Origin of the sequence: Pseudomonas sp. BS3782 TE3695 (assembly GCF_050435305.1) — a bacterium.
Classification (GTDB): domain Bacteria; phylum Pseudomonadota; class Gammaproteobacteria; order Pseudomonadales; family Pseudomonadaceae; genus Aquipseudomonas.
In genome coordinates this window covers 2,801,509-2,819,313 of sequence record NZ_JBNDKB010000001.1, presented here as the reverse complement: position 1 = coordinate 2,819,313, position 17,805 = coordinate 2,801,509, and the positions used below count along the sequence as shown (strand labels likewise).

15 protein-coding genes are annotated in these 17,805 nt (G+C 59.4%); 8 read left to right on the top strand and 7 right to left on the bottom strand.

Features of this window, described 5'->3' with window-relative positions; genetic code table 11:
* Window positions 1–214 precede the first annotated feature (214 nt).
* Complete coding sequence (locus ABH909_RS13005; RefSeq protein WP_095634281.1) at window positions 215–1,234, bottom strand: quinone-dependent dihydroorotate dehydrogenase; 1,020 nt, start codon at window positions 1,232–1,234, stop codon at window positions 215–217.
* A 228-nt stretch (window positions 1,235–1,462) separates the two neighbouring features.
* Between ABH909_RS13005 and ABH909_RS13000 the strand changes: the two genes are divergently transcribed.
* From ABH909_RS13000 to cobA, 8 genes are all read left to right on the top strand, one after another.
* A complete protein-coding gene (locus ABH909_RS13000) occupies window positions 1,463–2,674 on the top strand; it encodes a CmpA/NrtA family ABC transporter substrate-binding protein (protein ID WP_429433588.1) in 1,212 nt (403 codons plus the stop codon).
* A gap of 15 nt (window positions 2,675–2,689) precedes the next feature.
* Window positions 2,690–3,265: an ANTAR domain-containing response regulator gene (locus tag ABH909_RS12995; protein ID WP_008006986.1), complete on the top strand. Its 576-nt coding sequence runs from the start codon at window positions 2,690–2,692 to the stop codon at window positions 3,263–3,265.
* Between the two features lie 361 nt (window positions 3,266–3,626).
* Complete coding sequence (locus ABH909_RS12990) at window positions 3,627–4,838, top strand: nitrate/nitrite transporter (protein ID WP_429433586.1); 1,212 nt, start codon at window positions 3,627–3,629, stop codon at window positions 4,836–4,838.
* A gap of 7 nt (window positions 4,839–4,845) precedes the next feature.
* Window positions 4,846–6,516 carry a protein kinase domain-containing protein gene (locus tag ABH909_RS12985; protein ID WP_429433583.1) on the top strand — a complete coding sequence of 557 codons (1,671 nt, stop codon included), beginning with the start codon at window positions 4,846–4,848 and terminating at the stop codon, window positions 6,514–6,516.
* A 385-nt stretch (window positions 6,517–6,901) separates the two neighbouring features.
* Entirely contained in the window at window positions 6,902–9,355 is a 2,454-nt protein-coding gene (gene nirB, locus ABH909_RS12980; RefSeq protein ID WP_429433581.1) for a nitrite reductase large subunit NirB, read from the top strand.
* Complete coding sequence (nirD, locus tag ABH909_RS12975) at window positions 9,352–9,669, top strand: nitrite reductase small subunit NirD (protein ID WP_095634286.1); 318 nt, start codon at window positions 9,352–9,354, stop codon at window positions 9,667–9,669. Before nirB ends, nirD begins: the two co-directional genes overlap by 4 nt.
* Window positions 9,669–12,386 carry a molybdopterin-dependent oxidoreductase gene (locus ABH909_RS12970; protein ID WP_429433579.1) on the top strand — a complete coding sequence of 906 codons (2,718 nt, stop codon included), beginning with the start codon at window positions 9,669–9,671 and terminating at the stop codon, window positions 12,384–12,386. The genes nirD and ABH909_RS12970 overlap by 1 nt, the downstream gene beginning before the upstream one ends.
* Before the next feature lie 10 nt (window positions 12,387–12,396).
* Window positions 12,397–13,149: a uroporphyrinogen-III C-methyltransferase gene (gene cobA / locus ABH909_RS12965; protein WP_429433577.1), complete on the top strand. Its 753-nt coding sequence runs from the start codon at window positions 12,397–12,399 to the stop codon at window positions 13,147–13,149.
* 130 nt (window positions 13,150–13,279) lie between these two features.
* Here cobA and ABH909_RS12960 read toward each other — a convergent pair whose 3' ends face one another.
* The 6 genes from ABH909_RS12960 to rraA form a co-directional block, all read right to left on the bottom strand.
* Complete coding sequence (locus ABH909_RS12960; protein ID WP_095634289.1) at window positions 13,280–14,314, bottom strand: OmpA family protein; 1,035 nt, start codon at window positions 14,312–14,314, stop codon at window positions 13,280–13,282.
* A gap of 107 nt (window positions 14,315–14,421) precedes the next feature.
* Complete coding sequence (sigX, locus tag ABH909_RS12955) at window positions 14,422–15,012, bottom strand: RNA polymerase sigma factor SigX (RefSeq protein ID WP_032830573.1); 591 nt, start codon at window positions 15,010–15,012, stop codon at window positions 14,422–14,424.
* An 86-nt stretch (window positions 15,013–15,098) separates the two neighbouring features.
* The gene (locus ABH909_RS12950; protein WP_007902078.1) at window positions 15,099–15,923 is read right to left on the bottom strand and encodes a mechanosensitive ion channel family protein; all 825 of its coding nucleotides are present in this window, start codon (window positions 15,921–15,923) and stop codon (window positions 15,099–15,101) included.
* A gap of 2 nt (window positions 15,924–15,925) precedes the next feature.
* On the bottom strand, window positions 15,926–16,174 hold the full coding sequence (locus tag ABH909_RS12945) for a CrfX protein (RefSeq protein WP_095634290.1): 249 nt from the start codon (window positions 16,172–16,174) through the stop codon (window positions 15,926–15,928).
* A 63-nt stretch (window positions 16,175–16,237) separates the two neighbouring features.
* Window positions 16,238–17,233 carry a zinc transporter ZntB gene (locus ABH909_RS12940; RefSeq protein ID WP_429433574.1) on the bottom strand — a complete coding sequence of 332 codons (996 nt, stop codon included), beginning with the start codon at window positions 17,231–17,233 and terminating at the stop codon, window positions 16,238–16,240.
* 24 nt (window positions 17,234–17,257) lie between these two features.
* Window positions 17,258–17,749, bottom strand: coding sequence for a ribonuclease E activity regulator RraA (gene rraA, locus ABH909_RS12935; protein ID WP_429433572.1), 492 nt, complete (start codon window positions 17,747–17,749; stop codon window positions 17,258–17,260).
* Window positions 17,750–17,805 lie beyond the last annotated feature (56 nt).

The window sequence follows — 17,805 nt, the reverse complement described above, 5'->3', positions numbered from 1 at the left end:
TTCGAGGAGCCCTTTTTTATGCCTGTAAATATTGCGTTGGTGATGTCGCTTTTGTGGCGAGGGAGCTTGCTCCCGCTCGGCTGCGAAGCAGTCGTAAACCCTGCAACTGTGTTTTACCTGACACACCTGATTGACTGGTTTTGGGGGCCGCTTCGCAGCCCAGCGGGAGCAAGCTCCCTCGCCACAGTTAATCCTCATCGCCGCATATGAATCTTCAGCGCAGCGCGGCGATGGCATCCACCGATTCACGAATCAACGCCGGGCCTTTATAGATGAAGCCAGAGTAGAGCTGCACCAAACTCGCACCCGCGGCGATTTTCTCAGCCGCGTGCTTGCCTTCGGTGATGCCGCCCACGGCGATGATCGGCAGGCGACCGGCCAGTTCCGCCGCCAGCACTTTAACGGTGTGCGTGCTCTTCTCGCGAACCGGTGCGCCGGACAACCCGCCCGCCTCGTCACCATGCTCCATGCCTTCGACGCCAACGCGGCTCAGGGTGGTGTTGGTGGCGATCACCGCGTCCATCCCGGTTTCGATCAACGCTTGAGCGACTTGAACGGTTTCTTCATCAGTCATGTCCGGCGCGATCTTGATCGCCAACGGAACATGCTTGCCGTGACGCAGGGCCAGTTCCGCCCGGCGGGTAGCCAGGTCGGCGAGCAATTGCTTGAGCGAATCACCGAATTGCAGGCTGCGCAGGCCCGGGGTGTTCGGTGAACTGACGTTGACAGTTACGTAGCTGGCGTGGGCATAAACCTTGTCCAGGCAGATCAGGTAGTCATCGACCGCACGTTCAACCGGCGTATCGAAATTCTTGCCGATGTTGATGCCCAGCACGCCCTTGTACTTGGCCGCTGCCACGCGAGCGAGCAAGTAGTCGACGCCGAGGTTATTGAAGCCCATGCGGTTGATGATCGCCTCGGCATCCGGCAAGCGGAAAATCCGTGGTTTCGGATTACCCGGTTGCGGTCGCGGCGTGATGGTGCCGATTTCGACGAAACCGAAACCCAATTGGGCAAACCCATCGATCGCTGCGCCGTTTTTGTCCAGACCGGCCGCCAAACCCACCGGGTTCGGGAACTCCAGGCCCATGACCGTTACTGGCAGTTTCGCCGGTGCCTTGCACAGCAAACCGTTAAGGCCCAAACGCCCGCCCGCGCCGATCAGGTCCAGGGACAGATCGTGGGAGGTTTCCGGGGAAAGTTTGAACAACAGCTGACGGGCCAGGGTGTACATGGGCAGGCTTGACTCGGTTGGCGATGAGAGGCGGCGATTATAGCCGCGCATCAGGGCTTCACGCGAGGCGCGCAACAAAATCAGCCAGCGATGGCATATGCCTTGCACCATCACAAGCATCAGCACTCATGCCAGCGGCGGGATGAGTGGAAGGACAATGGCGTCGTCACCCGGCTTTGCTCGCGCAGGGACCTGGAACGACGCCTTTTTTTGCAAGGTGAAGACGCGATGAATGAACCATTAGCCGGCCCACTGGCCTGGGTCAATGGCAGCGATGCCCCGGAAAAAACCGCCATCAACCTCGGCTTCATGGCCCTGAGCGACTGCGCGTCAGTGGTGGTCGCGGCCACTCAGGGCTTCGCCCAACCCTACGGTCTGACCCTGAACCTCAAGCGCCAGTCGTCCTGGGCCAACCTGCGGGACAAACTGGTCAGCGGCGAACTCGATGCCGCCCACAGCCTGTACGGGTTGATTTACGCCGTGCACTTGGGCATCGGCGGCATCGCTTCCACCGACATGGCCGTGCTCATGGGCCTGAACCAGAACGGCCAGAGCATCAACCTTTCCCACGGCTTGCAGACCTTGGGGGTGACCAGTCCTGAAGCACTCGATCGTCACGTGCACCAAAGTCGCCCAAAACTGACCTTCGCCCAGACATTTCCTACGGGCACCCACGCCATGTGGCTGTATTACTGGCTCGCGAGTCAGGGTATTCATCCGTTGCAGGATGTCGACAGCGTGGTGGTGCCGCCGCCGCAAATGGTCGCGCACCTGCAAGCCGGGCGCATCGACGGTTTCTGTGTCGGCGAGCCGTGGGCGGCCAGTGCGGTGCAGCAGAATCTCGGGTTTACGATGGCCACCAGCCAGACCCTGTGGCCCGATCACCCGGAAAAAGTCCTCGGCTGCACCCGTGCCTTCGTCGAGCAATACCCCAATACCGCCCGGGCGCTGGTGATGGCGATTCTCGAAGCCAGCCGATTCATCGAAGCCAGCCCCGAAAATCGGCGCAGCACCGCGCAACTGTTGAGTGCGCCCGAGTATCTGGATGCACCGCTCGATTGCATCGAACCGCGCCTGCTCGGTGACTACACCGACGGCCTGGGTAATCGCTGGCAAGACCCCCACGCCATGCGTTTCCATGGGGGTGGCGAAGTGAATTTTCCGTATCTGTCCGACGGCATGTGGTTCATGACCCAGTTCCGGCGCTGGGGTTTGTTGCGTGACGACCCGGATTACCTCGGCGTGGCCCGTCAGGTCCAGCAACTAGACTTATACGGTGAGGCCGCCACTGCTGTCGGTGTGCCTGCCCGGAGTCAGAAAATGCGCAACAGCCAATTGATCGACGGCAAAGTCTGGGACGGCTCGGACCCGGCCGGCTATGCCCGCAGCTTCACGCTGCACGCCATGAGCGACAGCGCTCCCCTTCTCGCCAGCCGCTGACAGGAGCCTGCGAATATGTTGCGTATCCTGCTGATCAATGACACTGCGAAAAAAGTCGGGCGTCTGAAGGCGGCTCTGACCGAAGCCGGATTCGAGGTCATCGACGAGTCCGGCCTGACCATTGACCTGCCCGCGCGCGTCGAAACGGTGCGCCCGGACGTGATTTTGATCGATACCGAGTCACCGAGCCGCGATGTGATGGAGCAAGTGGTGCTGGTGACCCGTGACCAACCACGGCCGATTGTGATGTTCACCGACGAGCACGACCCCGACGTGATGCGCCGAGCGATCAAGTCCGGCGTCAGTGCCTACATCGTCGAAGGCATTCACGCACAACGCTTGCAGCCGATTCTCGACGTGGCCATGGCGCGCTTTGAAAGCGACCAGGCCCTGCGCGCGCAACTGCACGCCCGCGACCAGCAACTGGCCGAGCGCAAGCGCATCGAGCTGGCCAAGGGGCTTCTGATGAAGATGAAGGACTGCAACGAAGAAGAGGCCTACACCCTGATGCGCCGCCAGGCCATGAGCCGCCAGCAGAAGCTGATCCAGGTGGCGGAGCAGATTATTGCCATGAGTGAACTGCTTGGCTGAAGCCTTGTGGTGAATGATCGATCGCCTTCGCGAGCAAGCCCGCTCCCACAGGGGAATTGCGTCGTTCACAACATTGAAGTTCGACACAAATCAAATGTGGGAGCGGGCTTGCTCGCGAATGGCCGCGACTCAGGTCTCCCTTGTTGGCACAGATCTCGCTAGGTAATTCCTGCAAGGTAACCAACGGCGGTTGCCCCACCTACGACAAAGACGTCGCTCACCTCATTCGCCCCCCTGGCGGATCGGGTAGCGGCGTTTTTTCGTTTTGGCCCCAGAGACCGGGGCTGGTGGTGCGGCCTTAGCGGCGCCCACCTGCAAGCTCATGACTCCTTCTTGATACGCCTGACAGCTGAGGTGCGCGATGAATTCAAGCTTCTGGAAATCCGGCCATACCCCGACACTGTTCGCAGCCTTCCTCTATTTCGATCTGAGCTTCATGGTCTGGTACTTGCTCGGCCCTTTGGCGGTGCAGATCGCCGCTGATTTGCACCTGACCACGCAACAGCGCGGGCTGGTGGTGGCCACGCCGATTCTGGCCGGCGCCATATTGCGCTTTGTGATGGGCCTGCTGGCTGATCGTTTATCGCCAAAAATCGCCGGGATGATCGGCCAGGTGATCGTCATCTGCGCCCTGTTCGTCGCCTGGAAAGTCGGCATCCACAGTTACGAACAAGCGTTGTTGCTAGGCCTGTTCCTTGGCGTGGCAGGTGCGTCATTCGCCGTCGCCCTGCCATTGGCCTCGCAATGGTATCCGCCCCAGCACCAAGGCAAAGCCATGGGCATCGCCGGTGCCGGCAACTCGGGCACTGTACTCGCAGCCTTGATCGCCCCGGTGCTGGCCGCCGCATTTGGCTGGAGCAACGTGTTCGGCTTCGCCCTGATCCCGCTGATCCTGACCCTGATCGTCTTCGCCTGGCTGGCCAAGAATGCTCCCGAGCGGCCGAAAGCCAAATCGATGGCCGACTACTTCAAGGCCCTGGGTGACCGCGACAGCTGGTGGTTCATGTTTTTCTACAGCGTGACCTTCGGCGGTTTCATCGGCCTGGCCAGCGCCCTGCCTGGCTACTTCAATGACCAATACGGCCTGAGCCCGGTGACCGCCGGCTACTACACTGCCGCTTGTGTGTTCGGTGGCAGCCTGATGCGTCCGTTGGGTGGCGCACTGGCGGATCGCTTCGGCGGGATTCGCACCTTGCTTGCGATGTACACCGTGGCGGCGATCTGCATTGCGACGGTAGGTTTCAATCTGCCAAGTTCCTACGCTGCGCTGGCGCTTTTCGTCTGCACCATGCTCGGTTTGGGGGCAGGCAACGGTGCCGTATTCCAGTTGGTCCCGCAGCGTTTTCGCCGGGAGATCGGTGTGATGACCGGGTTGATCGGCATGGCCGGCGGCATTGGCGGCTTCGCACTGGCAGCCGGGATGGGCGCGATCAAGCAAAGCACCGGCAGCTATCAACTGGCCTTGTGGTTGTTCGCCAGCCTCGGCGTGCTTGCCTGGTTCGGTCTGCACGGTGTGAAACGTCGCTGGAGAACCACGTGGGGTTCGGCAGCCGTCACCGCTGCACGGGTATGAGGACTGAATGAGCCTGCAATTGAGTTTTGCCGAACACAGCGCCATCGGCCCCCGTGAGGAGAACCAGGACGCTCTGCGCCTGGTCACTCCGGCCCCGGCGCTGGCGGCGAGCAAGGGTTACCTGTTCGCCATCGCCGACGGCGTCAGCCAATGTGCCGATGGCGGGCTCGCGGCCCGCTCGACCTTGCAGGCCCTGGCGCTGGACTACTACGCCACCCCGGAAACCTGGGGTGTCGCCCAGGCACTGGATCGTCTGCTACTGGCGCAAAATCGCTGGTTGCAGGCGAACGGCGGCGGGCAACCGCTGCTGACTACCGTCAGTGCCTTGGTGATGCGCGGCCGGCGTTTCACCTTGGCGCATGTGGGCGATTGCCGGGTTTATCGCTGGCACGCCGACACGTTGCAACGGGTGAGCGAAGATCACGTTTGGGACCAACCGGGCATGCAGCATGTGCTCAAACGGGCCCTTGGGCTGGATCAACACTTGGTGCTGGACTTTCTCGATGGCGAACTGCGCCTGAACGAGAGTTTCGTGCTGCTCAGCGACGGCATTTGGGCCGTGCTGGGCGACACGGCCATTGCGGCGATTCTGCGCGATCAACCCGATCTGAACAGTGCCGCGCAGACCCTGGTCAGCGCTGCGCATCTGGCCGGCAGCCAGGACAATGCCAGCGCCCTGCTGGTGCGGGTCGATGCTCTCGGTGAAACCAGCATTGGCGATGCACTGATTCATCTGCAGCAATGGCCACTCCCGCCGGCGCTGAAACCGGGCCAGGCTTTCGAAGGCTGGCAGGTCGAAGGGATTCTCGGCCAGAGCCAGCAATCGCTGCTCTACCGGGTGCGCGACGCACAACAACAGCCCTGGCTGCTGAAAACCTTGCCCGGTGCGCTCCGTGACGATCACCAGGCCGGGCAGGCGTTGTTGTCGGAGGAATGGTTTCTCAAGCGTGTGGCCGGGCGGCATTTTCCTGAAGTCCATGCCGCCAGTCAGCGTCAGCATTTGTACTACGTGATGCGGGAATATTCCGGATCGACCTTGGCTGAGCTGCATGAACGGGTCGCAACGCTGCCATTGGCTCAATGGCTGGACTTGGCCGAACGCCTGCTGCGGGCCATCGGCATATTGCATCGACGGCAGATTCTGCATCGCGATATCAAACCGGAAAACCTGCTGCTGGGGGACGACGGTGAGCTGCGCCTGCTGGATTTCGGCCTCGCCTACTGTCCCGGGCTGTCCGAAGATCAAGCTTGCGCCCTGCCCGGAACGCCCAGCTATATCGCCCCGGAAGCTTTTCGAGGCGACTCTCCTACACCACAACAGGATTTGTATGCGGTCGGCGTGACCTTGTATTACCTGCTGACGGGGCATTATCCCTACGGTGAAATCGAAGCATTCCAGCGCCCACGGTTTGGTGTGCCTGTCAGCGCCAGTCGCTACCGGCCCGACCTGCCGGAGTGGATCGCGCAAAGTCTGGAGCGCGCGGTGGCGGCGGCTCCGGATCAGCGTTTTGAAACAGCGGAAGAATGGTTGTTGCTATTGGAACAGGGGGAACGCCGCAGTTTGAGCGTGCGCCCCAGACCATTGCTGGAACGCGAACCGCTGAAAGTCTGGCGGACGTTGGCGCTGGTGTCATTGCTGGTGAATCTGGTGCTGCTGTTTTTGCTGTTTCATGGTTAAAGATCAAAAGATCGCAGCCTTCGGCAGCTTCTACGGGTGCCCACGATCTCCTGTAGGAGCTGGCGAAGCCTGCGATCTTTTGATCTTTTTCTGCTTCAAAACCGGGCATCGCGCATTGAACCGGTGCACGCAAACACCTTTTACCGCGCCGAGAGCCCATAAATTCCGTATTTGTGCGACTTGGCACAACCACTGCATTACCTTTCCCAACATACATAAAGCCCAACCTTCAACGTAGAAGGCTGCGCTGCCCGAGAGAACGGGACAAGGACAAAGGCGTCCTCGCTAGTTAACTAGCGGGACGCCTTTTTTTGTTTGCGCAAAATTTTGTCGAGCACGGCCTGAATGCCCTGATGAGGCAGGCCCGAGCTCCCCGGAGAACCTGATGAAAAAACTAAAACTGGTGATGATCGGCAACGGCATGGCCGGGGTTCGTACCCTGGAAGAACTGCTCAAGCTGAGTAATGAGCTGTACGACATCACGGTCTTCGGCGCCGAACCCCATACCAACTACAACCGCATCCTGCTGTCGCCCGTATTGGCTGGCGAACAGACGTTCGAAGAGATCGTGCTCAACGATCTGGACTGGTACCTGGAAAACAACATCAAGCTGCTGCTCAACCGTAAAGTGGTAGAGATCGACCGGGTCAAACGTCGGGTCATCGCCGAAGACGGCACCGAAGCCGAATACGACCGCCTGCTGATTGCCACTGGTTCGACGCCGTTCATCCTGCCGATCCCCGGCAACACCTTGCAGGGCGTGATCGGCTACCGCGACATTGCCGACACCCAGGCAATGATCGACACCGCCAAGACCCACAAGCATGCCGTGGTCATCGGCGGCGGCTTGCTGGGCCTTGAAGCCGCCAACGGCCTGATGCTGCGCGGCATGCACGTCACCGTGGTGCACATCGGCGAATGGCTGCTGGAACGGCAACTGGACAAAACCAGCGGCCAACTTCTGCAAACCGCTCTGGAAGCCCGTGGCCTGCATTTCCGCCTGTGCGAACAGACCCAGGCCCTGCACGACGCCGGCAATGGCCGGGTCGGCTCGGTTGAGTTCAAGAACGGCGACATCATCCCGGCCGACCTGGTGGTGATGGCCGCTGGTATTCGTCCCAACACCGAACTCGCGGAAAAATCCGGCATCCCGTGCAATCGCGGGATTCTGGTCAACGATACGATGCAAACCTACGACCCTCGGGTCTACGCCATCGGCGAATGCGCCAGCCACCGTGGCATCGCCTACGGCCTGGTCGCGCCGCTGTTCGAACAGGCCAAGGTTTGCGCCAACCACCTCGCTCAACTGGGTTTCGCCACCTACAAGGGTTCGGTGACGTCGACCAAATTGAAAGTCACCGGCATCGACCTGTTTTCCGCCGGCGACTTCATGGGCGGCGAAGGCACCGAGACCATCACCCTCTCCGATCCTATCGGCGGGGTTTACAAAAAACTGGTGATCAAGGATGACGTGCTGGTCGGCGCCTGTCTGTACGGCGATACGGCAGATGGCGGTTGGTATTTCCGGCAGATCCGTGAGAACCACGCCATCGGCGAGATCCGCGATCACCTGATGTTCGGCGAAAACGCCTTGGGCGACGTAGGACATCAGGGCCAGGACAAAGCCATGAGCATGGCCGACACCGCCGAAGTCTGCGGCTGCAACGGCGTGTGCAAAGGCACCATCGTCAAGGCCATTCAGGAACACGGGCTGTTCAGCGTCGACGACGTGAAAAAACACACCAAGGCTGCCAGTTCCTGCGGCTCTTGCGCCGGCCTCGTCGAGCAGATCCTGATCAACACCGTGGGCGGCGCGGCAGACGTCAAACCAAAAAGCGAGAAAGCCATTTGCGGTTGCAGCGACCTCAATCACGGGCAAATCCGCCAGGCCATCCGCGACCAGCACCTGCTGACCATCGCCGGCACCATGAGCTACCTGAACTGGCGCACTCCGAACGGTTGCGCCACGTGCCGTCCGGCGCTCAACTACTACTTGATTTCCACTTGGCCGGGCGAAGCCAAGGACGATCCACAATCGCGCCTGATCAACGAACGCGCCCACGCCAACATTCAGAAAGACGGCACTTACTCTGTAGTCCCGCGGATGTGGGGCGGTGTGACCAATCCTTCAGAGCTGCGGCGCATTGCCGACGTGGCCGACAAATACAACGTGCCGATGGTCAAGGTCACCGGCGGCCAGCGTATCGACTTGCTGGGGATCAAAAAGCAGGACCTGCCGGGCGTCTGGAAAGACCTGGACATGCCATCCGGCCACGCCTACGGCAAATCCATCCGCACGGTAAAAACCTGCGTCGGCAGCGAGTTCTGCCGCTTCGGCACCCAGAATTCCACGCAACTGGGCATCGAGCTTGAGCACGACCTGTTCAACATGTGGTCGCCGCACAAAGTGAAACTGGCCGTCTCCGGTTGCCCACGTAACTGCTCGGAAGCGGGGATCAAGGACGTCGGAATTATCGGCGTCGATTCTGGCTGGGAGATGTACATCGGCGGCAACGGGGGGATCAAAACCGAAGTCGCGGAGTTCTTCGTCAAACTGAAAACCGCCGAGGAAGTTCGCGAATACAACGGCGCGTTCCTGCAGCTGTACCGCGAAGAAGCCTTCTATCTCGAGCGCACCGTGCATTACCTGCAACGGGTCGGCATGGAACACATCAAGAAAGCCGTGCTGGAAGACCCGCAGCGGCGCAAGGCATTGAACGATCGCCTGCAATTCTCCCTGTCGTTCGAACAGGACCCTTGGAAGGAACGCCTCGAACAGCCGCTGCTGAAAAAAGAATTCGAGGTCATTCCCGTGAAGAACCTGGAGGTGCAGGCATGAACTGGCTGGATATCTGCGCACTGGAAGAAATCAACACCCTTGGCTCGCGGATCATCGCGGGACCAAAAGGCGACATCGCGATTTTTCGTACAAGCGACGATGAGGTTTTCGCCCTCGACGATCGTTGTCCACACAAGGGCGGGCCGTTGTCCCAGGGTTTGATCTACGGCAAACGAGTGGCCTGCCCGCTGCACAACTGGCAGATCGATCTGGAAACCGGCGAGGCCCTAGCCCCGGATATCGGCTGCGCCCACCATCATTCGGCACGGGTCGAGAACGGCCGGGTGCTGCTGGCTCTACGGGAAGCAAGCTGATGAACCGTCAAATCACCGCCTCCACCTGCTGCTACTGCGGGGTCGGCTGCGGCGTACTGATCGAGCATGACGGCGAGCGCATTCTCGGCGTTAGCGGCGATCCGGCGCACCCCGCCAACTTCGGCAAATTGTGCAGTAAAGGTTCGACCCTGCACCTGACCGGCGACTTGGCGGCACGGGCGTTGTACCCGGAACTGCGCCTGGGCAAAGGCCTGGCCCGCAGCCGCACCGATTGGGACACTGCCCTCGATCACGCCGCCAACGTCTTCGCCGAAACCATCGCCGAGCACGGCCCGGACAGCGTTGCATTCTATATCTCCGGGCAGCTGCTGACCGAGGACTACTACGCCTTCAACAAACTGGCGCGAGCGCTGGTGGGCACCAACAACATCGACAGTAATTCACGGCTATGCATGTCTTCAGCCGTGGTCGGCTACAAGCGCAGCCTCGGCGCCGACGCCCCGCCCTGCAACTACGAAGACCTGGAACTGAGCGACTGCGTGATGATCGTCGGCAGCAACATGGCCTACGCCCACCCGGTGCTGTTTCGTCGCCTGGAAGAAGCAAAATCCCGCCGTCCACAGATGAAAGTCATCGTCATCGACCCACGGCGCACCGACACTTGCGATTTGGCCGACATGCATTTGGCGATTCTGCCCGGCACCGATGTCGCCCTGTTTCATGGGATTTTGCACCTGTTGTTGTGGGAAGACTGGGTCGACCGCGACTTCATCAAGGCCCACACCGAAGGCCTGGCCGAACTGAAAAGTCTGGTACGCGATTACACCCCGACAATGGTGTCGCAACTGTGCGGCATCAGCGTCGAACAATTGCAGCAATGCGCGCAATGGGTCGGCACTGCACCGAGCTTTCTATCGCTGTGGTGCATGGGTTTGAATCAGTCCACCGCCGGCAGCGCGAAGAACAGTGCGCTGATCAATCTGCACCTGGCCACCGGACAAATAAGCCGGCCCGGTGCAGGACCTTTCTCGCTGACCGGTCAGCCGAATGCCATGGGCGGCCGGGAAACCGGCAGTTTGTCGAACCTGTTGCCAGGCCATCGCGAAGCAGCCAATGCCGAACACCGCGCGCAAGTAGCCGATTACTGGGGCGTTGATCAATTGCCCGCGAACACCGGCCTGACGGCCATCGAACTGTTCGAGCAGATGCGCAGTGGCAAAATCAAAGCCCTGTGGATTGCCTGCACCAACCCTGCACAGTCGCTGCCGGACCAGACTGCTGTGCGCGAGGCACTGCAAGCGTGCCCGTTCGTGGTATTGCAGGAAGCCTTTCGCACCACCGAAACTGCCGCGTTCGCCGACTTGCTGTTGCCCGCCGCCAGTTGGGGTGAAAAGGACGGCACGGTCACCAACTCCGAACGGCGCATTTCCCACGTCCGTCAGGCCATCGGCGCACCCGGCGAAGCACGCTCCGACTGGGCGATCACCGTTGATTTCGCACAGCGCCTGGAAAAACATCTGCGCCCTGGAGCAACCAGCCTGTTTGCCTTTGAAACCCCGGCACAGGTCTTCGACGAATACAAACACCTGACGCGCGGCCGCGATCTCGATCTGTCCGGAATCAGCCATGCGCTGATCGATCAGCTCGGTCCGCAGCAATGGCCCTTCCCCGCCGGTGCTCGCGAAGGCACGGCGCGGCTGTATCTGGACGGAGTTTTCCCGACCGCCAGCGGGCGTGCTCAGTTCGTGACCGACCCGTATCGCGCCGCCAAGGAGCAACGCGATGCGCGCTTCCCGCTGACCCTGATCACCGGCCGCCTGCGCGATCAATGGCACGGCATGAGCCGCACCGGCACCGCCGCGCAGCTATTCGGCCATGTCAGCGAAGCCGTGTTGAGCCTGCACCCGGATGAACTGCGTCGGCATCGCCTGCAACCTGGCGACCTGATCAATCTGAAAAGTCGCCGGGGCTCGGTGATCGTGCCGGTCAGCAGCGATGACAGCGTACGTCCGGGCCAGGCATTCCTGCCGATGCACTGGGGCGACCGCTTTCTCAAGGGCGGCGTGAATACCCTCACCCTTCCCGCCTTCGACCCGTTGTCGAAACAACCGGAACTCAAACACAGCGGTGTGCGACTCGAGCCCGTGCAATTGCCTTGGCAGCTTTTCGCCCTGATAGAGGGCGATGTTCAACAGCATTTGGAGACCCTACGACCGCTCTGCGAGGCGTTTTCCTACGCAAGCCTCAGCCTGACCGGCCGTGAACGCCCTGCACTGCTGATACGCGCCGCCAGCGCCATCGCGCCAGAGCCGCAGCTGTTGCGTGATATCGATCAATGCCTGGGGCTCAACGATGGCCCGGTATTGGCCTACGACGATCCTCGGCGCTCGATCGGCAAACGGGTACGGATCGAGAACGGTCGGATCACCGCGATTCGCCTGGCCGGTGAAACCCTTGCTCAGCACTGGCTGCAAAGTCTATGGCTCGAAGGTCGCGCTGACGAACAGCTACGCCGTTGGTTGCTGGCGCCTTTGAGTGCGCCACCGGGCAGCGCTGGCGGTCCGGCATCGGGCACCAAAACCCTGTGTAACTGCATGAACGTCAGCCAGAACGCGGTGTGTGCCGGCATTGGCCGTGGCCTGGATTTGCAGGGTTTGAAACAAGAACTGGGTTGTGGCACGCAATGCGGCTCCTGCGTCCCGGAAATCAAGCGCTTGCTGGCCGCCACCGCGCAGCCAGTCGCCGTCATCTCGTGAGGAAAACACTATGAGCGCAAAAGTCTGGCTGGTGGGTGCGGGTCCTGGCGACCCTGAATTGCTGACCCTCAAGGCGGTTCGAGCGTTGCGCGAAGCGGACGTGGTGCTGATCGACGATCTGGTCAATGACGCGGTGCTGGAGCATTGCCCGAACGCACGAATCATTCCTGTGGGTAAGCGCGGTGGCTGTCGCTCCACGCCTCAAGCCTTCATTCATCGCCTGATGTTGCGTTATACCCGCCACGGCAAATGCGTGGTGCGGCTCAAGGGCGGTGATCCGTGCATTTTCGGGCGCGGCGGTGAAGAAGCGCAGTGGCTGCGTGAGCGTGGCGTCGAGGTTGAGTTGGTTAATGGCATTACCGCTGGCCTTGCCGGTGCGACCCAATGCGATATTCCATTGACGCTGAGGGGTGTCGCGCGTGGCGTGACATTGGTCACCGCCCACACCCAGGATGACAGCAGTCTGAACTGGCAGGCCCTGGCGCAAGGGGGCACCACGCTAGTGATCTATATGGGCGTGGCGAAACTCAGTGAAATTCGTGAACAACTGCTGGCCGGCGGAATGGAAGCTGATACACCCGTGGCGATGATCGAAAATGCGTCCCTGCCGCACCAACGGGAATGTCGGAGCGACTTGGCAGCCATGGAAGACGATGCCTGTGACTTCCAACTTAAAAGCCCGGCGATTCTGGTGATCGGTGCCGTGGCGGCCTGTGAAGAAATGGCAAAGGATCGCAGCCTTCGGCAGCGCCTACAGGGGTGAACGCCGAACCCACGTAGGAGCTGCCGCAGGCTGCGATCTTTTCGGAACACCGCCAAAATCTCGCTGAAACCCAAATCGCAGACAAAGAAAAGCCCGGCCTAAGCCGGGCTTTTCCAGAGCTGCGAGCTAATTACTTAGCGCTAGCTTCAACCTGCGCTTCTACGCGACGGTTTACAGCGCGACCAGCGTCAGTTTTGTTGTCAGCAACTGGGCGGGATTCGCCGTAGCCAACAGACTGAACGCGGGACGATTCAACACCGTACTGGTTGGTCAGAACGTTCTTAACGGCGTTTGCACGACGCTCGGACAGTTTCTGGTTGTAAGCGTCAGGACCGACGGAGTCAGTGTGACCTTCAACAGTAGTGGTGGTGGATGGGTACTGCTTCATGAAGTCAGCCAGGTTCTTGATGTCGCTGTAGCTGTTAGGCTTGACTACCGACTTGTCGAAGTCGAACTTCACGTCCAGCTCAACACGAACAACTTCAGCAACTGCTGGGCAGCCATCAGCGTCAACAGTTACGTTGGCTGGGGTGTCCGGGCACTTGTCAACGTTGTCGCAAACGCCGTCGTTGTCGCTGTCAGCGCAAACTTCAGCTGGTGCTGGAACTGGAGCAGCAGCAGGCTTGGAGCCGCCACCGAAGTTCACACCGATACCGACGCTAGGAGCCCACTCGGTGTCGCCCTGGTCGATGTTGTACTGAGCTTCAACGCCAGCACGGGCGTAGAAGTTGTCGGTGAAGTACAGCTTGGCACCGCCGCCGACGTTGGCGAAGGTGGAACCGTTACGACCGCTTTTGCCGTTCTGACCAATGCTTTGGTCGGAGAAGCCAGCCGATACGTACGGACGCAGCATGTCGCCCGGGTTGTTGAAGTGGTACAGAGCATCCAGAGCGGTGTTGGAGCCCTTGATGTTACGGCCATCTTCAGCACGTGCGTTGTGCACTTCGTCGTAGGCCAGACGCAGTTCAACGTCGTCGGTCAGGAAGTAACCGATCGAACCGCCGAACAGGTTGCCGTTGTTCTTGAAGTCACGAGCGCTATCGAACATTTCTTTCTTAGCGAAGCCTTCGATTTCAACTGCGCCTTGGCCTTGTGCCAGAGCGCCGAACGAAGTGGCAGCAATAAGAGAACCAATGGCCAAGCCCAAGGTGTTTTTCAGTTTCATCCGTTAAATCCCCATCTGGTGATTGTGAAGCAGTCCCGCAAACCGGGGGACAACTCGGCGGCAAGTCTATCAGAACTTGCCTACACGTAAGAGATATTTGCGCCGAACTAAGTTTCAGCAATGCCTGCAAATTTCTCACGCAATTTATCTAGAGCGCGTTTGTAACGCATTTTTGTCGCACTCAAACCCATGTGCATTATGTCTGCGATCTCCTGAAATTCCAGCTCTGCGACAAATCGTAGCACCAGAATTTCACGGTCGATCGGATTCACATACACCAACCAGCGATCAAGTCCGCCCTTTTCCTCAGGTTTCGGCATCTTTTCTTCAGATGCTTCCTCGAGGGGGTCCAGACTCAAAGCGTCCATCAAGCGACGCTTTCGCCGTTCTTTCCGATACTGCGTGATGCACTCGTTGTACGTGATGCTATATAGCCATGTCTTGAACTTCGATTTCCCCTCGAAGTTCTTCAGGCCGTAGAGCACCTTCAACATCACTTCCTGACAGACATCGTCTGCATCACGATCGTTCCCAAGATACCGTGCACAAACGTTAAATAATGTTCGCTGGTAACGCCGCATCAGTTCTTCATAAGCGCGCGTTACGTGAAACAGCTCGGTATGCGAGCGCGCGACCAACTCCTCATCAGAGAGCTCGCGGGGGTCGTAGCGCGTGGAGAGCGATTGAGCTTTATTCAAAACAAGTCTGGCCGACAGTCAGGTCAATGTCCGCCGCAGTCCTTCAGGACATTTTGCGGCGGCATACATTAGCAGGATTTGCCGGGTTAGCGGCTACTCACATGCTGCTCCAAGAGAATCCGATTCGAGAGAGAGACTAGCTCACCCTCGTCGGTCAGCACGGTGGTTTTAACCGTGCCGATCTCTTCGATCTGACCTTCGACCTCGCCAACACGCACTTGTTGCCCAACCTGATACAACTCACGCACATAGATTCCTGCAAGAATCTGACCGGCAATTTCCCGGCTTCCCAAGCCCATGGCCAGCGCAACCGCCAGACCAACGGTAATCAAGACGATCACGATCACGTGGTTGAGCAGGTCAGTCTTGACCTCCAACTGGCTGATCGCAACCGAAATACTGATGATGATCACCAGGCCCTGGGCAATTCGACCCAGGCCCGCGGCGTAATCAAGCCCTACGCCTTCTGCGGCGCCACGCACCAGCCCATTGGCCAGCTGCGCCAGCAAGACACCCACCAGCAGTACCAGCGCAGCGCCGAATACTTTCGGCAAATACAGCGCCAACATGTCCAGCGTAGCTGAAACTCGCTCAAGTCCAAGAGATTCTGCGGCCGAAACCAGAAAAATCAGCAGAACGAACCAATACACAATTTTGCCGATCAACGTCGAGATAGGCACCTGAAGGCCTGCCCGGGACAGCAATTTGGTCAGCCCGGTGCCGCCCATCAGGCGATCGAGGCCCAGTTTGGCGAGCAATTTGGAGAGCAGCGTGTCCAACAATTTGGCCACGACAAAACCCAGCAGCAGCACAACGAGTGCGCCAAACAGGTTCGGAATGAAGTTTGCAACCTTGGTCCATAACGCAGTCATTGCAGTGACGAGGCTCTGAGTCCAGAGATCAAGTTCCATATTCAATCAGCCTTATCAGCAGTGCGAACGGTAGGTTTACGGAGACGGGAAACCGGCGAGATATGGGCCGATCCGTTATTCAGGGCGATCATCAGCGCGGGCAACCAGCGGCCCAGCAGGCTGAACAGATCGCCGGCACCGACCTGGCGGTTGGCGGTTTTCAGCACGCGGCCCAGGCAGGCATCGTCGTCACGGCTGGACGGCGAAGCTTTGAGCATGTCACGCAAAGACTGTTCAAACGGATCGTGCATACGCACCTCTGGTGATATCTGTGAAAGACGCGGTCAAATTTGGTCGGGTCACATGACTCATCATCAGAACCAGCGCAAACGTCGGAATAGCCACCATTGACCCAGCGCCACCGAGACCATCAAAAGGCAGGCAATCAGGAAGCCATAGGGGCTGGCAGCGAATGGAATACCACCGACGTTAATCCCCAAAAGACCCGCCAGAAAACTCATCGGCAAAAATATCCCGGTGATGATCCCGAAGCGGTACATCGTGCGATTCATGCGCACGCTCAAACGCCGGTCTTCAGCCTCCAGGACCAGCCCCACGCGCTCTCGGGTCAGTTCCAGCTCCTCGAGATAACGGGTCAGGCTGTTGTTCAATTCGTTCCAGTAATCGCCATCGTCTTCGACGAACCACGGCAATCTTGTCCGCGTCAACTGACCGAAAATATCCCGCTGCGGCGCCAGGAAACGCTTCAGCGCGGCCGCCCTGCGACGGATCTGCAAAACGGCGCCATGCTCGGGGGTATACCGTTCGTCGGCCTCCAGTTTTTCTTCTTCCTCATCGACGATTTCCGAGAGACAGCTGACCAGATCCTGCACCTTGTGAGTGAGATACTGAGCTATATAAAGGATCAGTTCGGAAGAGGTTCTCGGCCCTTTGCCTTCGGCCAGTTGCACCAGCAAATCATCGGTGGCGCGCAACGGCCGCAGACGCAGGGAAATCACCCGCCTGGCCGACCCGAAGATCCGCACCGAGACCATGTCCTCCGGTTCGGCACCTGGATTGAGGTTGATCCCGCGCAGAAACAGCAACAGCTCGGCATCCGGCAGCGGCAAAAGACGCGGCCGGGTGTTCTCTTCCAGCAACAAGTCGCAACTAAATTCACTCAGACCGCTGTCTTTACGCAGCCAGGTCTGGGTTTGCGGGTGACTGCGATCCCAGTGCAACCACAGGCTTTCATGGGCCTGCAACTGCAAGTCATCGAGTTGAGTCCGGGCTATCGAACGCGCACCGCCTTTACCGTCCAGCACCAGGGCATGCACCAGCCCCCACTGCGCGTTTTCTTCCTCGAACATCCTCACCCCTTTAATGAAACGCGCTTATTCGGGCATCTTCAGTGGGCTTGGCGAAACGATCACGCCGTTGTTGTCCGCATAAACATAGTGACCCGGGTGGAAAGTCACACCCGCGAAAGTCACGGCAATATTGAGTTCGCCAACACCGCGCCGGTCGGTTTTCATCGGGTGACTGGCCAGGGCCTGAACCCCCAGATCGGTTTGCGCGATAACATCGACGTCGCGGATGCAACCGTAAATCACCAACCCTTCCCACCCGTTACTGGCGGCTTTCTCGGCCAGCAGATCGCCCAACAGCGCGCGACGCAGGGAACCGCCACCGTCGACCACCAGTACTTTACCGTTACCCTTGAGCGCGACTTGCTCCTTGACCAGCGAATTATCTTCGAAACATTTGATGGTCACGATTTCGCCACCGAAAGAATCGCGGCCACCGAAATTGCTGAACATCGGTTCCAGCACCTGCACCAGTTCCGGATAGGCATCGCAAAGGTCAGGCGTGAGGTAATGGTTCATCGAGAAACTCCTGTAAAAAGGAAGACAATCGAGTAGGCAGCATACGCGGACCAGTG

Excerpts from the sequence above, each read along its gene's own strand:
- ABH909_RS13005 (WP_095634281.1), bottom strand. The coding sequence starts at position 1,234 with ATGTACACCCTGGCCCGTCAGCTGTTGTTCAAACTTTCCCCGGAAACC.
- ABH909_RS13000 (WP_429433588.1), top strand. The coding sequence starts at position 1,463 with ATGAATGAACCATTAGCCGGCCCACTGGCCTGGGTCAATGGCAGCGAT.
- ABH909_RS12995 (WP_008006986.1), top strand. The coding sequence starts at position 2,690 with ATGTTGCGTATCCTGCTGATCAATGACACTGCGAAAAAAGTCGGGCGT.
- ABH909_RS12990 (WP_429433586.1), top strand. The coding sequence starts at position 3,627 with ATGAATTCAAGCTTCTGGAAATCCGGCCATACCCCGACACTGTTCGCA.
- ABH909_RS12985 (WP_429433583.1), top strand. The coding sequence starts at position 4,846 with ATGAGCCTGCAATTGAGTTTTGCCGAACACAGCGCCATCGGCCCCCGT.
- nirB (WP_429433581.1), top strand. The coding sequence starts at position 6,902 with ATGAAAAAACTAAAACTGGTGATGATCGGCAACGGCATGGCCGGGGTT.
- nirD (WP_095634286.1), top strand. The coding sequence starts at position 9,352 with ATGAACTGGCTGGATATCTGCGCACTGGAAGAAATCAACACCCTTGGC.
- ABH909_RS12970 (WP_429433579.1), top strand. The coding sequence starts at position 9,669 with ATGAACCGTCAAATCACCGCCTCCACCTGCTGCTACTGCGGGGTCGGC.
- cobA (WP_429433577.1), top strand. The coding sequence starts at position 12,397 with ATGAGCGCAAAAGTCTGGCTGGTGGGTGCGGGTCCTGGCGACCCTGAA.
- ABH909_RS12960 (WP_095634289.1), bottom strand. The coding sequence starts at position 14,314 with ATGAAACTGAAAAACACCTTGGGCTTGGCCATTGGTTCTCTTATTGCT.
- ABH909_RS12950 (WP_007902078.1), bottom strand. The coding sequence starts at position 15,923 with ATGGAACTTGATCTCTGGACTCAGAGCCTCGTCACTGCAATGACTGCG.
- ABH909_RS12945 (WP_095634290.1), bottom strand. The coding sequence starts at position 16,174 with ATGCACGATCCGTTTGAACAGTCTTTGCGTGACATGCTCAAAGCTTCG.
- ABH909_RS12940 (WP_429433574.1), bottom strand. The coding sequence starts at position 17,233 with ATGTTCGAGGAAGAAAACGCGCAGTGGGGGCTGGTGCATGCCCTGGTG.
- rraA (WP_429433572.1), bottom strand. The coding sequence starts at position 17,749 with ATGAACCATTACCTCACGCCTGACCTTTGCGATGCCTATCCGGAACTG.